The sequence below is a fragment of the Marinobacter antarcticus genome (assembly GCF_011049865.1).
Classification (GTDB): Bacteria; Pseudomonadota; Gammaproteobacteria; order Pseudomonadales; family Oleiphilaceae; genus Marinobacter; species Marinobacter antarcticus_A.
The window spans coordinates 1-15,173 of record NZ_DRGY01000029.1 but is presented as its reverse complement, the minus strand read 5'-3'; the positions used below and the strand labels follow the sequence as shown (position 1 = coordinate 15,173).

Below are 15,173 nucleotides of genomic sequence, written 5' to 3'. Positions count from 1 at the left end.
GTCGCGCCTATAGGCTTGTTGCTGTTTCACACGATAAAAAACCTTAGAATTCGAGTTGTTGCACTCCTGGCCATGTTGCTCCTCGCAACCTCTACCTTGGCTCAAATGAGTAACAGTGACTTTCTGCCGGTCGAACAGGCTTTTTCGTATGACGTTTCGGCCAACGCCGACGATACGCTAACGATCACCTGGGACATTGCACCAGACTATTACCTGTATCGCCATCAACTCAAATTCGAGGGCGAGCCCCAGCCGGTCACCGACGTCCGGATTCCCGACGGCAAGCCGATCGAAGACGAGTTCTTCGGCGAGTCCGAGGTGTATTACGATCAGGTAGCGGTTACCGTTGACCCCGGCCAGGCACAAACGCTGAATATTGCCTGGCAGGGCTGTGCCGAAGCCGGGCTGTGTTATCCACCGCAACGGGCGACACTTAACCTCTCTGACTACAACATAGGTGGTGGCAGCGGCGGCGCTAGCTCGGCAACCGCAGCACCCACCGGCGACGAGTCAACCAGTAGGCCCGCGCTCGGCGAGGATCAATCTTTGGCAGCGGGTCTCGCCGATGGCAATACCGCCTGGGTACTTGCCATATTTTTCGGTCTCGGGTTGCTGCTTGTGTTCACCCCCTGCGTATTACCGATGGTGCCGATCCTGACCAGCCTGATCGTGGGCAGCGGTGCCCGCGGCAAGCGCGGATTCGTGCTCTCGGTGGCGTACGTGCTACCTATGGCAGCGACCTACGCGCTGCTTGGTGTGGCTGCGGCCCTGGCAGGCGCCAGCCTGCAGGCGATCATGCAGACGCCTTGGGTACTGGGCGCTTTCGCACTGGTCTTTGTCGCCCTGGCTTTGTCTATGTTCGGGGTCTACGAACTGCAACTGCCGGCTGGCCTGCGGGATCGGCTCAACAACGCCAGCAATCGCCAATCCGGTGGCAGCCTGGGAGGTGCCGCGATTCTCGGCGTGTTATCGGCGCTGCTGGTGGGTCCCTGCATGACTGCGCCGCTGGCCGGTGCGCTGCTGTATATCGCCGACAGCGGCAACGTAGTATTGGGTGGTAGCGCGCTGTTCGTGCTGGGCCTGGGCATGGGCGCGCCGCTGGTGCTCGTGGGCAGTGTCGGCTCCCACCTGTTGCCCAAGCCTGGCACTTGGATGACCGGCGTTAAGGTAGTCTTCGGTTTCGTGATGCTGGGCACCGCGATCTGGTTCGTCGAGCGCGTGGTAGCGGACAACGTCGTTCTTGGCCTATGGGGAGCCTGGTTGGTCGCTATTGGCATCACCCTCTACCAGCTCGCAGTGCACGCAGCGACACCGACTGCACCCACGCGCATGATCTCGCGTATCGCCGGGTTATTGATCGGCCTATGGGGTGGTTTGCTTGTCATCGGTGCGGCCGGTGGTGCCGACAGCATCCAACAGCCGCTGGCGTTTGCATCGACACCTGTCACGCTGGCCACTGGGAACACCGCATCCGCCGGACAAGGCGATTTCATGGACCGCTTCGAAGGCGTGGTCGATCTCGGCGATCTCGAGACGAAGGTCGATAAAGCCTCCGCGAACGGCCAGTGGACGCTGGTGGATTTCTATGCGGACTGGTGTATTTCCTGCAAAGTCATCGAGAAAGAAGTTTTCGGCAATTCCGAAGTTCAGCAGGCGCTCGGTAATTTCCAGCTGTTACGGCCAGACGTGACCAAAAATGACACTACCGATCGTGCGCTGATGCAGCAATTCGGTATCATCGGCCCGCCCACCATTTTGCTGATCGACCCGGACGGTCGGGAGCGGCGCGCAGCGCGTGTGGTCGGCGAACTAAGTGCGGATGAATTCATGCAACATTTATCTCGCGCCAAGAGTGCCCTCTGATGCTGTCATTAAATCTCGGCCCGCTGGCAATTTCCGTTGGCCAAGGGTTAATCATAGTCGCCTTTGTGGTCGCGCTGATCGCGGGCAAGCTCGCCGCCCGCCGACGCGACTTGGCCATCGGAGACACCTTATTCAATCTCGCCTTCCTGGGCTTTGTGACCGCGCGTATCGCATTCGTCGTGCATTATTATCCAAGCTACGGTCTGGATCCGCTTGCGTGGATCGATATCCGCGATGGCGGCTTCGAGATGGTCCCTAGCCTGATCGTGATCGGCTTTTATGCCATTTACCTTGCGGCCCGACAACCGTCGTTGCGAGGCCCACTGGGCGTGGCGCTTTTCGCTGGCGGGCTCGCCTGGGGACTGACCGGCGGGGCACTGAGCTTGATCGAAAACCAGGCGAGTCAACCACCGGAGACCGAGTTGTACACACTCGAAGGCACGCCCACCGATTTGGCAAGCCTGCAGCAAAGTGCAGGCAATCGACCGATGGTGGTCAACCTCTGGGCGACCTGGTGCCCGCCCTGTCGCGAAGAGATGCCCGTTCTGGAGCAAGCGCAGGACGAACGAACCGACGTTCTGTTCGTTTTTGCCAACCAGCGCGAAGTCGTTTCCACGATCCGCAAGTTCATGGATCAGATGCAGCTCGATATGGATCACGTGGTACGCGACCCTCGCGGCGGAATCGGTAGCCAAGCGGGGTCTGCTGCACTACCGATGACGCTGTTCTATAACGCCAACGGCCGGCTGGTCGACAGCCATCTCGGTCAACTTTCGAAAGCTACGCTGTCGCGGGCGCTCGAGCGCTTCGATCTGCCATCCACCGAATCAACTCAAGCAAAGGAACTCCCATGAAAAAGCTATTGACCCGCGCATTACTCACGATCCCAGTCGCGGCCCTGGTCGCCAGCGCCTATACGGCCGCAACCTGGGCGGACACACCGAATGCATCCGGCACCAAACTTCCCGAGCCTATCGCCTCAATGGCCGATCGCGGTCTTGAAATCGTGGGCTCATTCGATGCGCCGTCCGGCCTGACCGGCTATGCTGCAACCTTCCAGGGCCGACCAATGGCGATCTATCTAACTGAGGACAGCGAGTACGCCGTTCTGGGCACGCTCATCGATAGCCAAGGCAAAGATTTGACGGCCGAGCCACTCCAGCGCATCGTCTCCGGCCCGCAAGCCGAAAAGGCCTGGGCACAGCTCGAATCAAGTCACTGGGTGCGCGACGGTAGCGAAGATGCTGAGGTGATTGTCTATGAATTCACCGATCCCAACTGCCCGTACTGCCACAAATTCTGGCAGCTCGCACGGCCGTGGGTTGACGCCGGCGAGGTCCAGCTCCGCCATGTAATGGTCGGCATCCTCATGGCAGACAGTGCGCCCAAAGCCGCCACGATTCTGGCCGCTGACGATCCCAGCGAAGCGTTCGCGGTTTCGCAGCACAACTACGACCAGGGCGGCATACAGGTCGCGAAGGATATCCCGGCCGCGGCGCGAGAAAAAATCGCCGCAAACAACGACCTGATGAAGTCGCTGGGTTATTTTGCAACCCCTACGATTGTTTACAAGAACGATAACGGCGAGGTCGGCGTCAAGCAGGGCTTGCCACAGGGCAACGAGGTTGAGAGGATACTCGGTGGGCCCAAACCCTGATCACGAGGTATACCGAATAAGTACTTGGTGACATACCTAATCTTCCAATATTCCCGGAGTGTCTCGATGAAAAAACTTATATATGCGATGGCGATGCTACTAGCACTGACAGTCGCGCCCATAACTGCTGGGGCTGCCGGCAGCACGAGCAATCCCGACTGGCAGTATCCGGAGATCGAAAACTTCGGGCGCATCCAACCCCTGCCCGATGCAGTCAACCAGCCAGCGCTGGATCAAACACACAAAGCCGCGTTCAGCGTCACCAGGAAAGCCAAGGATAGGGGCCAGCCCAACCCCGATCTTGAGCGTGTCGCCAGAGCGGTCAACCTATTCGCGTCCGCCGGAGTGCCCCAGGCCAAGCGCGATTTCGTGGCAGTGATTTACGGCCCGGCAACACCGAGCGTGCTGAACGATGCGCAATACAATAAACGCTTCGGCCAGAAAAACCCCAATAGAGAGCTCATCGCCGCGCTGCGCAATGCAGGGGTCAAGGTGCATGTCTGCGGTCAGGCGCTGGCCGGGCACGGTTTTGATCAGGCTTGGGTAGATCCCAACGTGGATATTGCCCTGTCTGCGCTTAGCGACCTGGTCATCTACGGCAATCGTGGCTACGCGCTGATTCCATAAAAATGCGACGCCCCAGGGCTGTGTCGGCAGCCGTGATGCAAGGTTTTTTCGTGCCGGACCTTTGCCGGGTACGGTCGGTATTCATACTGCTTATTACCAGCGAGCTCCTGGTGCTGGCCGTTGTTCAGGCCAGTAACGGCTGGATCGATTGGAACTATTTCGCACTCCTGTCGCTGTTTGTGCAATGGACTACCCTCACCAGCGCGGCACTCATCATGACGACTGCCCCACCAGGCTCAGGATGGACTTGCCGGACAGTTAATCAGACAGGTGATCAATGGCTGGCGCAACCAGCTCTTCCGCTCTGCCCAAGACCTCTCTCCGCTCGTCAAAGTAGTCGTAACGGTCGTAGGTACCCTCGACGCCCTTCAGCTTATGGTTCAGGCAACGCTCCGCAATATGTCCCGGAACGCTAGCAGCAGACAACAAACTGCGGCAGGTACGTCGCAGGTCATGCACGGTAAACTCGGCGATATTCCCCATCTTCCCCTCTGACTGCAGCTTTCTTCCCGGCTCCCTACCGAATAGCTTGGCAATGGCGCGGTTCATAGCGTTCCGGTGAACCTTCTTTGATCAGAGACTGAACTTTCTTAGCTGTAAAGCTCCCCATCATAGATGATTAAAACCAAACAGGGCGCACGCTGATACTCCGGCAGGCCGACAATAACGTCCATTAAGACTGAGCCCCACCGTCAAGGGTTTCCAGATGATCAGACCATCTTTGTAGCCACTACACTCGGCTTCATAGTTGTGCAAATCATACGCCCCCTCAATACCCTTTCTTGAATGCCCAAGGACTGCCTCAGCCACCTCATTGCGGCAGCCTAAACGGGACAATCCCGTACGAACGGTACGGCGCAGGTCATGTGGAGACCAGTCAGAAATGCTATCGAACCAGGTTTGGCTGGGCTTAAAGTAGGTGCCGCTTCGAGCCTTGGCAGAATTCCTCAAATACCATTTTGTCTCGGTAAGCGACTTCTGCTGGATCGACAAGCCAGTCCGCGTGGAGGGAAACAAATAGATCTTTGTGCTCAAACGAAGCTGACGAAGAAAGGCAACAGCGTGACTCGGCAACTGCACATACCGCTCAGCTCCGTTCTTAGAGTCACGCATGTGCCAAACTGCTAGATTAAGATCTACGTCTGACCAACGCGCTTGGCAGACCTCTCCCGTGCGAGCCCCAGTCCACAGAGTCAGACGAATGACGTTCTTCTGTGTTACCGAGAATCCAGAGCCCGGCAGCCAGACTAGCACTGCCTTCAACTCCGCATCAGACAGTACCCGCTTGCCCCGAACGGATGTAAGCCGCACCCTAGCTTGCTTCAGGCTCGCTTTTGCCAACAAAGCCGGATTCGCAAAATCGTCATCGAACTTGCCAAGGCCAATCGCATACTCGTAGGCGGCAGTAAGCTCACGCAATACATTCCCCGCCTGAACGTTCGCACCCCGGTCAAGAATGCATTTCACCATTTCTACAACATGCTTGCGCCGAAGCTCTGCCGCACTTCGGTCTCCCAGGGTGCGCTCAACATCACCGTATAGCGTACGCCGCGTCTTAGCCTGCCCCTTAGGTTTTCGTGCACCAGGGACACGTTTCTTTGACCCAGTGCGGTGATCTACAACCACTCGATCCTCAATCACTTCAGTTAAGTACAGATCAACTAGGTCACGAACAGTAAACCCTGCCACCTCTGTCGCCTGTTAATTCTGCTCGTCTGCTACACTCTGGCGTGCTTGTTCCCGCTGAGCTTCGGCACGAATGCATACACCATCTCGCCGCAAATCTTTCATCCGAGCAAGTTCTAGGCGAGCCTCTGCCAAACTCATCGAAAGGTAACGTCCTATCTTGACTTGAGTTAGCTTGCCCGTCTCGGGACTCCGGTAGCGATATATGAACGACCTGGCACCGGTAGACCCACAGGTCACACGCAGACCAGTATTTTCTCCAGTGTCGACCTTAACTTTATCGCCAGGTCGCATCGTCTTAATGGCTCTAGCCGATAGAGGCTTATTGCCGTGTTTGTTATTATGCATGATTTAGTCCATGAACTTATTGGAACGATGGTCGCCATTGATGAAAGGCTTGGACGGAATAAGTGTAGGTTTTTAATTGCCCGCAGCCTTGCGTAATAAGGCGCCAATGATCCTACCCCGAAAGCTATACTAAAACCTATACCGCCTACGTAGATTGCAATAGACTCCGCCAGACCTTGCAAGACTACAGACGAGCTCAACATCCACGTAACTGCTTGTATTAAAATGGTTTAAAGTTACTTTACGAGCGATTTATCAGTGAGTACAGACGATATTAAAACTTCTCACACACCCATGATGCAACAGTATCTCAAGATCAAGGGTCAGCACCCAGATGAACTGGTGTTTTACCGCATGGGGAACTTTTACGCGCTGTTCTATGACGACGCCAAAAAAGCCGCAGAACTGATGGATATTACTCTCACTGCAAGGGGGCAATCCGGCGGCAACCCCATTCCCATGGCGGGCATACCGTTTCATGCATCGGAAGGATACATTGCACGGCTGGTTAGAGCGGGTCAATCCATCGCCATCTGCGAACAAATTGGCGACCCCGCAACCAGCAAGGGGCCGGTTGATCGCCAAGTGGTGAGAATTGTTACTCCTGGCACCCTGAGTGATGACGCCTATCTGGAAGACCGGCGCGATAATCTGCTGGTTGCTATATTCCATCACCGAATCATGTCTTCCTGGCCACCCACCATGCGACGGCGACCAAGCTCTACCAGAATATCCACGGCCTTCAGCCCGTACTTCTGCGCCGCCACTTCGGAGTGGCGTAGAAAGCTGGAGTAAACACCCGCGTAGCCCAAGGCCAAAGTTTCGCGATCTACGCGCACCGGACGGTCCTGCAGCGGGCGCACTATGTCGTCTGCAGCATCCATCAAGGTATAAAGGTCGGAGCCATGTTCCCAGCCCATGCGTTCTGCGGCAGCAATGAACACTTCCAGGGGCGCGTTGCCTTGCCGGCACCCATGCCGGCAAGGCTCGCATCAATGCGGTCGCAGCCTTCTTCGACAGCCACAATGGAATTAGCCACACCCAAACTGAGGTTATGGTGCGCGTGCATACCAGTGTGAGTTTCGGGCTTGAGCACATCTTTCAGCGCACGGAAGCGTTCGCGAATGTCGTGCATACCCATAGCGCCGCCAGAATCCACCACGTACAGACAGGTTGCGCCGTAGTCTTCCATCAGCCTGGCTTGTTCGGCGAGCCCCTGCGGGGTTTGCATGTGGCTCATCATCAGAAACCCGACCGTGTCCATGCCCAGCTTGCGGGCGTGCTCTATATGCTGACGTGACACGTCTGCTTCTGTGCAGTGGGTGGCAACCCGCACGATTCGCGCACCTGCCTTGTAGGCTGCGTCCAGATCGTGAACAGTGCCAATGCCGGGCAACAGCAAGGTCGCTATTTTTGCGTGGCTAACCACATCGGCCACGGCTTCGATCCACTCCAGGTCGGTGTGGGCGCCAAATCCGTAGTTGAAGCTGGAGCCTTGCAGGCCATCGCCATGAGCGACCTCAATGCTGTCAACTTTGGCTTTGTCCAACGCGCGGGCAATGTCCTGCACGTTTTTGATTGAATACTGATGACGGATAGCGTGACTGCCATCACGCAAGGTCACATCGGAGATATACAGTTTTTTCCCGGGGTTAAAGGTCATGATGCTGTCTCCTCAGTTGACCAACGACTCAGCAATACGCTCGGCGGTGCCAAGAGTTGCAGAGGTCATGATGTCGAGGTTGCCGGCGTAGGCCGGGAGATAGTGGGCTGCGCCTTCCACTTCCAAAAAGATAGAGGTTTTCAGGCCGCTGAATTGGCCCAGACCAGGCACATTAATAGGCTGGTCTTCAGGGATCCGGTCGAACTGCACCTTCTGCTTCAGACGATACCCAGGCACATAGCTATTTACTGCAGCAACCATCTCTTCTACAGAAGCTTCCACTTCAGCTTCATTGGCCGCTTCAGACAATACATACACCGTATCGCGCATCAGCAATGGCGGCTCAGCCGGGTTAAGGACGATAATGGCCTTGCCCCTGCCGGCGCCACCCACCACCTCAATAGCTCTGGATGTGGTTTCAGTAAATTCATCAATGTTGGCACGAGTACCCGGGCCCGCAGACTTGGACGAAATCGACGCAACAATTTCGGCGTAGTGGACCTTGGCAACGCGGGACACGGCGGCCACCATGGGAATGGTAGCTTGGCCACCGCAGGTCACCATGTTGACGTTACCTTCGTGCAGGTTCTGCTCCAGGTTCACCACCGGTACGCAATAAGGGCCAATGGCCGCTGGGGTCAGATCCACAACCTTGATACCGGGTTTTACTTCCCGCAATAGCTTATCGTTGTGGATGTGCGCCTTAGCCGAGGTGGCATCGAAAACCACATCGATGTTCTGGAACTCGGGCATCCTGATCAGACCTTCCACACCCTCAGAACACGTGGCGACGTTCATGCGCGCGGCGCGGGCGAGACCGTCGGAGGCTGGGTCGATGCCTACCATCACGCCCATTTCCAGGTTCTTGCCGTTGCGCAGAATCTTGATCATCAAATCGGTGCCGATATTGCCGGAGCCGATGATGGCTGCTTTGATTTTCTTACTCATAATGTATTCCTCTCGTCTGCGGGTCAGGCAAAGCGCACAGAGGCGCTGCCGATACCGCCGATGTCAACGCGCATGTAATCGCCAGGTTTGACCGGTTCCAGAGGCACCAGCGAACCCGAAAGAATCACTTCACCGGCTTTCAGCGGAATACCAAATTCACCCAGCGTGTTGGCCAGCCAGGTAACGCAGTTCACCGGAGAGCCCAAGGCGGCAGCTCCAGCACCGGCACTGAGTACAGCGCCATTCTTTTCAACCACCATGCCGCAGGTCACCAGATCTACCTTGCGCGGTGAGACCGCCTGATCACCCAGCACAAACAGGCCACAGGAGGCATTATCAGCGATGGTGTCCTGAATCGCGATCTTCCAATCGCGGATGCGGGAGTCGACAATCTCAAAACAAGGCATCATACACTCGGTGGCAGCCAACACATCGGCATTGGTCACGCCTGGCCCGATCAGGTCCTTTTTTTGGATAAAGGCAATCTCGCCCTCTGCTCGGGGGACTATCAGCCGATCACTGATGGGCACCACTTCACCGCTGTTAAACACCATGTCATCGGTCAGATAGCCGAAGTCCGGCTGGTGCACGTTGAGCATGTTCTGCACCGCCTTGCTGGTTACACCGATCTTCTTGCCAACCACTGACGCACCGGCGGCAAGCCGACGCTCGAGCATGCGCAAGGAGATATGGTAAGCATCATTAATACTGATGTCTTCGCCACGACCGGTCAGCGGATCAACAGCTTCAAGGGCCAGCATCGCTTGATATAGCTCGTCACCAAGTTCCTGAATTCGTTTCTGTTCCATTAATATGCTCCTGAAGCCATAGCGTCAGCTTCACTAAATAAACCGTTAACCAATCGAAAAAAGCGATGGGCGTGTTCAACCTGGGTCCAATGACCGCAACAGCCGTTTGCGGTCAGACACTCCTCACAGCTTGACGCAGATGTTCTTCATCTCGGTGTAGAACTCCAGGGAGTGCACACCACCTTCACGACCAATACCCGACTGCTTGCTGCCACCAAATGGCGTGCGTAAATCTCGCAAGAACCAGCTGTTTACCCAGATAATTCCAGCCTCTACCTGACCGGCAACACGGTGCGCACGGGTGATATTTTCACTCCAGATCGCAGACGCGAGCCCGTAAGGAAGGCTGTTGGCAAGTTCGATCGCTTCCTCTTCGGTATCGAAGGGGCGAATGTGGCAGCAGGGGCCGAAGATTTCATCGGTCACTACGGCTGAGTCATCTGCCAGACCGGCCCAGATTGTGGGCTGTATTCAAGCCCCACCTGCCAGCTCCGCCGGCATGTCCGGCACGCCACCTCCGGTGACAACCGTCGCCCAAGTGGGTCAAAATAGATGACCATTGACACTCCTGATCCACTTCTTCGTGAATGGCTCCATAAGGCCAACACCGATTTCTGTACCTGCGCCTATGGCTGACTGAACTGCCAGCAAGACTGCGAATTTTGACGGCCTTGGCAATTACCGCGAATGATCAGTTTTGCTCCAAGCTCTCGGCCAAGGCCATTAGCGCTCAGCCGCCAGAAAAAACAAAGCACTGCCAGCTAATCGGGGTAGGGAGGCACCTCACGATGCCACTCCTCCAACATCACCGAACATACGCATCACATACCACGGCGATTCAGTGACTTTTTCAACCCTTTACCGCACGGCTAATGCTGGCAGTCCAGAGCTCCGGAAGGGCCGGCAATGCCTGCGCCACTGCTGGTGATCGGCTCAGACGCCATTGCTTCCAGACAATACTTCGCAATCTCCGCTGTAGCCACTTATTCAGGTACCGCAGCGAGCTCAGTACTTCGGCTGCCGACGTACGCTTTCCAGCCAAGCAGGGTGTCTTTCAGATCTGCGCTCACCTGGGCAACAAGTGAACGAAGTGACTGCAGCGGTAGCGCAACTGGTAAGTGACGTTTTTTTGGATCTATTTCACTCCGAGCGCAGAGAGTCTGCTTGGTACGGATAGAAATGCGCTTCTTGCGAGTAAAGGCTACCTTTAAAGGATTCATTTGCCAGAGCTTGAATTGATGGCCGACTTTTCCCAAACTCCCCTCCGGGCGGCAATCCTGACCCCGCCTAAATCAATGTCTCCCCAGTGCATGACCGTTTTGGGTTCTAAGGACCCTGCCAGCGTCGCGTCTATGGCTCACGGGCTGATTGCTATACCGCTTAACGATGAGGGCTTCTCCCAGCCCCATTACTAGCTTGCAAGGAGGACAACCCTCTAAGTGACCAGCTCAGAAATTTTGTCGACTCACATTAGCTGAAAGCATTTCAGGATACTAATTACCCTCACGCCATCGCCGCAAGTACCCTATCTGCCCAATGTTGCAATGAACCAGGCTCTAAAAGTCCTTTGTTTTCTAAAGACGTTCTTGGATGCGGGATGCGCGTGTGGTGGTCAGGGAATACTAACTTTAGGTGAGAGGTTGGCCAGTTCAATGATTTTCTTAGTAAATTTTGCTCTAAGGTAGTTATCCCAGTCTGCCAGTCGAAATGCGGAGTAGGTTGCTTCAAAAGCAACGTCGACAGCCGGTTTTTATTATCCGATGTATCAACCTCCAAGAGAGCGTAGTTCTGCCCACGCTTAGCCAGCACCTGAAATGATATGCACCGCGGATTACCATCCTCCAGCAAGTGTTTCGAGTAGCCTGCAATTACTGGCAACTTTCTGACGCCCCCACACACTTGCCGACACCCCTTTGTTCTAAGCAGTTCAACCATGGCGGAAAATGCCTCAAATTTACGAGGGTACAGATGCAAGTCATCACTTTGGTCGTCAACGGCATCAAACCCGGCAGCCGGTAACTGACCCTGAATTGTCGGTTCGTCTGTACTCACGTCTGTTTGGTCACCACCTGTCTCGCTCTCTGTTTCCTCGCTTTTTTCCGCCCCAGAACGACGGCGGCCATTGTAGGCTTTACGAGTCGTCATAACCGGTTGGGAGAATGAAAGCTTGACCGGTGGAACATCAAGAATGTATTCCTCCGAGTCCAGCGAAGGCAGCTCTTCGTCATCAATCAGTGGCTGAGTTACAGGCGCTGATGCTCCCTGAGCACCCGCGCCCTTATTCGCCTGCTGTTCTGCAAACCTGGGATCAAAAAACTCAACCGTTGTAGAACTCTGAACGGTCAAGTTCTCAACACTGTCGATCTCATAAACAAAGAAGGTTCGCGATTCTTTTTGAAACTGCCCCCGCATCGTGAGCTCCACGTTCGCCAATGCCGGAGGATCAAATCGAAACTTCCAACGTCTATGGCCATTTGACTCTTCACCCTCTTTTAGTTGGTGTTGGGCGATGCTGCTGAAGGAACTTCGAGTTTCTTCATCCAGCAGAATCCAGGCCAACACTCTGCGCTGTTCGTGATCCCCTCGCGCTTTCAAAGGGAGCGTACTGGTCGGCAGGATATGAATTTCTGTTATGTCTGGCTCATCGCCCGGCTGGATATCAAACTCTTCGCTCAATCCATTGGGAAGCATCGCGAGGCGGCTCATGTAGGCGCTGTGAAAAAAGAGCACACGTGCCAGCTCTATTTGGGGCAAGAAAAACTCGATACCTTCAGATTCAAAACTGAAACACCACTGGTCCTGATCTTCCTGCTCACTGACGTTCTTGATCGGACACCCACGTATTCTGCGATGCGACCACATAGTTGCATCGTCTATGTGAATCGTCGCTGGATACCCGGCTGGCTTGAAGTTCTCCGTCGCATTAAGGACCCGTCGCCTGGCCAGCACCGTCAGCTGCGAAATAGCGAAGTTCTTTCTGTGCTGGCCGGGGTCTAGACTGATATTAATACGCCAGTCTGAGCCACCCACACGTCGATACATTAAACCGATTTCTTTAATCCGACTGTTATCCTTGATTCTCTTGATACGCAGTGGGGCTTTTTTCGAGGCCATTCAAGCAGTCCCGTGCTTCATTGGTAAGTCGTATTTCACTGAGCCCGGCACGACGCAACAATCGCCAACGTGGCGGGTGCTCAAAGTTCTGTTGGAGTTCATAACACGCGTTCTGCAACCGACGCACCTGATATTGAGCAACGCTCTCAGAATACCGCAACAGAAGCCGCCTGGTTCGCGGTAACAGGTGGAGTCTCTTTTCCAAGGTAGAGCTCTTCCCTAACCGTTTCAGGAGATAGGTTCGAGACTGTCGGGGCCCAGACAGACTTGCTCGTATAAACCGGAGTATTTCTCGCAATTTTACCAAGTAATGCCGATCCCGCTGTTCCCAGTCGACTCGCGGCTTTCTGTTTACTGTTCTTGCTCGCCGTTGGTCACGATTTACCTGTTTCAGCCAGAGTCGTTCGGATCGGTACAGCCTTGCATAGAGCGCCGGCTTGGCAGCCCTCGCTGCTTTCGGTGGCCTCTCCTCCAGTGCTTTCATCCACTCCTGCTGATCTTCTGTTAAATCAAGTGTGGCTTCAACATTTGCTCTTGTAGGTATTGCCACCGCTGATTGCACTGGTAAGTTCCGTACACGATCAATAACTTCGCCAATACGCCAGAACTCTGGCAACAGCGATTCGTGCACAATGATGTGCTGGAGGTAACTGAAAGATTTCCTGTGTTTTCGGAATATGGCCTGCAGCCACAAATTACCTGCTTGACCTTCTATTCCCAATCCATACCGCCGCAGAAATTTTGAAGACCATTTGACTGACACGGCCTCAAGGATAGCGGTATGGTCAATTTGGGAATGCCCACGGATAAAGCCATACTGTCGAGCCAGGCAATGGTAATGAGCAGTCCACTGCTCAAAGCTCGGAGAAATAGCCGGCCCTTGCAGCAGTAACTGTCGGACTTGGCTCAGAATCCTCACTGACTCGTCACAAACCGGCTTTTGGGGAAACAACGGGCATGCGTCAGGCGACGCTGCATGGTAACGGTGGCGATCTTTCAGAGGTCGGGTAAAAGCGGTATTCAGCAACGCTCCATGTCTTTCACAGCACTCCACCCCGGCCACTTGCCATTCACGTTGCCAGAAATACTCGCCAACAGAGTGTTTTTGCTCTTTGAGACACCCTGAGCAATATCGAATGTGGTCCGGCGCCTTCACAATTGAAGCTGCCACGCCCATCGCGAGGTGGACTGCACCCTGAGATTCACCAGATATCCATTTCAGACAACGTTTGCGGCGCTCTTCGGGGATGAACGGGGCATACATGGGGAACAGGGTGTGCCGGTACGCTATGGTTTCCAGGTCATAGCCCTGTGGCAGCCAGCGCACAACCTTTTCCAGCTGATTGGGTAGATCCAGCGTTGCTATAACTTTGCGGTTGCCATAGATTTCGTCCAACAACTGCTTGGGGCTAAGAATCCCATGCCGAATGCCTGCCCTGGCTAATATGCTATATAGCAATTCTTCAGGGTAGGGATTTGGAAAATTCAGCATACGGATTTATCGTCTACTCGCCAGAAGTTAGCCACCGATCGGTGTTAAACACCAAGCCGGATTGCTGAACAGCCTCCAGCATCTGCTCCTCGTTGGCGGCCTGAGAGTGCATGAATCGAAAGTCATCCGAAGCGAGAGTGTGCCAGTCTTTTACCTTGATCGATTTGGGTTTTTGCTGCTTTTTCGCCGGTGGCGATTGCTCTGTAAACTGATACCAGTTCAGGATGATGGGCATCAGATCTTTTATCTGTAGGTCAGGGTGTTGCTCAAAGGCTCTTTCAATCAGGGGTTCCAATAAATCCGACTCGTAGCCCATATCAACCAGCATATTGTGCAGCCTGATTGCCTGGTCGTTACCGCCGTAGCGAACTGATTTTCGAATCTGGTCCTTACTGGATTCCAGCAAGTTGCTCAGTTCCAATATCTTCTTATCAATATCAGGAATCGTGAGATCAGAATAGCGGGCAATTTTGCTGGAGTCGCCGGATCGTAACGCCTCCATCATTGGATGAATTGGTTTCAGCTCGTCTTGATAGACCGCTTTCAGAATGTTGGCCGTAATCCGCTCCGTACCCGTCACAACCGCACGAATTTGTGAAAGTACAAACAACTTGATCACAACGTCCATGATGCCCTGAGAAAGATCAAACCACAGATCTCTTAACTCGTCGGCGACCTCCTCACTGGCCTTGGTCAGCCACTGGTATTTCCAGAGTTTGTTTGTGAACGCGCCCCATTCGGTACGCAGTACATTTTCGCCAAGTGCAGACTTTTCCATAGGCTCCCACAATATAGAGCCAAACCCGGCGCCACGGCGTGCAGAGCGCAGGTCCATTTCAAATATTGGTCTGGCTTTTGGTGTGCCAACCATTACAACCGGGATAGAGATCTCATTCACCAAGGTCACGAAAAAATTCAGCATTTTTTCAGCACCACCCGATGCCCGAATGCTCAAATGTTGAATCT

The 15,173-nt window shown here is 54.6% G+C and carries 13 protein-coding genes and 6 pseudogenes; 6 read left to right on the top strand and 13 right to left on the bottom strand.

The genetic code is table 11. The features are described from left to right. Positions 1-48: 48 nt before the first annotated feature. The 5 genes and pseudogenes from dsbD to ENI00_RS18610 all read left to right on the top strand — a co-directional run. Positions 49-1,863: a protein-disulfide reductase DsbD gene (gene dsbD, locus ENI00_RS03080; protein WP_414674206.1), complete on the top strand. Its 1,815-nt coding sequence runs from the start codon at positions 49-51 to the stop codon at positions 1,861-1,863. Further along, positions 1,863-2,717: a TlpA disulfide reductase family protein gene (locus ENI00_RS03075; protein ID WP_304098671.1), complete on the top strand. Its 855-nt coding sequence runs from the start codon at positions 1,863-1,865 to the stop codon at positions 2,715-2,717. The genes dsbD and ENI00_RS03075 overlap by 1 nt, the downstream gene beginning before the upstream one ends. Then, positions 2,714-3,520, top strand: coding sequence for a thiol:disulfide interchange protein DsbG (dsbG, locus tag ENI00_RS03070; protein WP_304098669.1), 807 nt, complete (start codon positions 2,714-2,716; stop codon positions 3,518-3,520). The genes ENI00_RS03075 and dsbG overlap by 4 nt, the downstream gene beginning before the upstream one ends. 66 nt (positions 3,521-3,586) lie before the next feature. Beyond that, on the top strand, positions 3,587-4,147 hold the full coding sequence (locus tag ENI00_RS03065; protein WP_304098666.1) for a DsrE family protein: 561 nt from the start codon (positions 3,587-3,589) through the stop codon (positions 4,145-4,147). Between the two features lie 35 nt (positions 4,148-4,182). Then, a pseudogene (locus ENI00_RS18610) lies at positions 4,183-4,377 on the top strand (sensor histidine kinase); the annotation flags it as partial. Positions 4,378-4,405: 28 nt separating this feature from the next. Here the strand turns inward: ENI00_RS18610 and ENI00_RS03060 are convergent. Genes ENI00_RS03060 through ENI00_RS18705 form a run of 3 tightly spaced genes read right to left on the bottom strand, consistent with a single transcriptional unit; the run spans position 4,406 to position 6,181 of the window. Beyond that, positions 4,406-4,696 carry a hypothetical protein gene (locus ENI00_RS03060; RefSeq protein ID WP_304098662.1) on the bottom strand — a complete coding sequence of 97 codons (291 nt, stop codon included), beginning with the start codon at positions 4,694-4,696 and terminating at the stop codon, positions 4,406-4,408. A gap of 60 nt (positions 4,697-4,756) precedes the next feature. Continuing rightward, a complete protein-coding gene (locus tag ENI00_RS03055; RefSeq protein ID WP_304098660.1) occupies positions 4,757-5,836 on the bottom strand; it encodes a tyrosine-type recombinase/integrase in 1,080 nt (359 codons plus the stop codon). Positions 5,837-5,848: 12 nt separating this feature from the next. Further along, positions 5,849-6,181: an Arm DNA-binding domain-containing protein gene (locus tag ENI00_RS18705; protein WP_414674203.1), complete on the bottom strand. Its 333-nt coding sequence runs from the start codon at positions 6,179-6,181 to the stop codon at positions 5,849-5,851. Between the two features lie 294 nt (positions 6,182-6,475). Here ENI00_RS18705 and ENI00_RS03050 point away from each other — a divergent pair. Then, positions 6,476-6,847 (top strand): annotated as a pseudogene (locus ENI00_RS03050) (DNA mismatch repair protein MutS); the annotation flags it as partial. Positions 6,848-6,852: 5 nt separating this feature from the next. Here ENI00_RS03050 and dmpG read toward each other — a convergent pair. The 10 genes and pseudogenes from dmpG to ENI00_RS03010 all read right to left on the bottom strand — a co-directional run. Then, positions 6,853-7,844: pseudogene (dmpG, locus tag ENI00_RS03045) on the bottom strand (4-hydroxy-2-oxovalerate aldolase). Positions 7,845-7,856: 12 nt separating this feature from the next. Beyond that, positions 7,857-8,792, bottom strand: a complete 936-nt coding sequence (locus ENI00_RS03040; RefSeq protein ID WP_304098658.1) for an acetaldehyde dehydrogenase (acetylating) — start codon at positions 8,790-8,792, stop codon at positions 7,857-7,859. 23 nt (positions 8,793-8,815) lie between these two features. Beyond that, positions 8,816-9,601 carry a 2-oxopent-4-enoate hydratase gene (gene dmpE, locus ENI00_RS03035; protein WP_304098655.1) on the bottom strand — a complete coding sequence of 262 codons (786 nt, stop codon included), beginning with the start codon at positions 9,599-9,601 and terminating at the stop codon, positions 8,816-8,818. After that, positions 9,601-9,705 (bottom strand): annotated as a pseudogene (locus tag ENI00_RS18700) (2-hydroxy-6-oxo-2,4-heptadienoate hydrolase); the annotation flags it as partial. The gene dmpE and the pseudogene ENI00_RS18700, both read right to left, overlap by 1 nt. Before the next feature lie 19 nt (positions 9,706-9,724). Further along, positions 9,725-10,135: pseudogene (locus ENI00_RS03030) on the bottom strand (aldehyde dehydrogenase family protein); the annotation flags it as partial. A gap of 449 nt (positions 10,136-10,584) precedes the next feature. After that, complete coding sequence (locus ENI00_RS03025) at positions 10,585-10,857, bottom strand: hypothetical protein (RefSeq protein WP_304098652.1); 273 nt, start codon at positions 10,855-10,857, stop codon at positions 10,585-10,587. Further along, positions 10,818-10,943, bottom strand: a complete 126-nt coding sequence (locus ENI00_RS18695) for a Wadjet anti-phage system protein JetD domain-containing protein (RefSeq protein WP_414674205.1) — start codon at positions 10,941-10,943, stop codon at positions 10,818-10,820. Before ENI00_RS18695 ends, ENI00_RS03025 begins: the two co-directional genes overlap by 40 nt. 161 nt (positions 10,944-11,104) lie before the next feature. Next, positions 11,105-12,715, bottom strand: a complete 1,611-nt coding sequence (locus ENI00_RS03020; protein WP_304098650.1) for a Tn7-like element transposition protein TnsE — start codon at positions 12,713-12,715, stop codon at positions 11,105-11,107. Continuing rightward, complete coding sequence (locus ENI00_RS03015; RefSeq protein WP_304098647.1) at positions 12,669-14,207, bottom strand: TnsD family Tn7-like transposition protein; 1,539 nt, start codon at positions 14,205-14,207, stop codon at positions 12,669-12,671. The genes ENI00_RS03020 and ENI00_RS03015 overlap by 47 nt, the downstream gene beginning before the upstream one ends. 13 nt (positions 14,208-14,220) lie before the next feature. Beyond that, a pseudogene (locus ENI00_RS03010) lies at positions 14,221-15,173 on the bottom strand (transcriptional antiterminator); the annotation flags it as partial.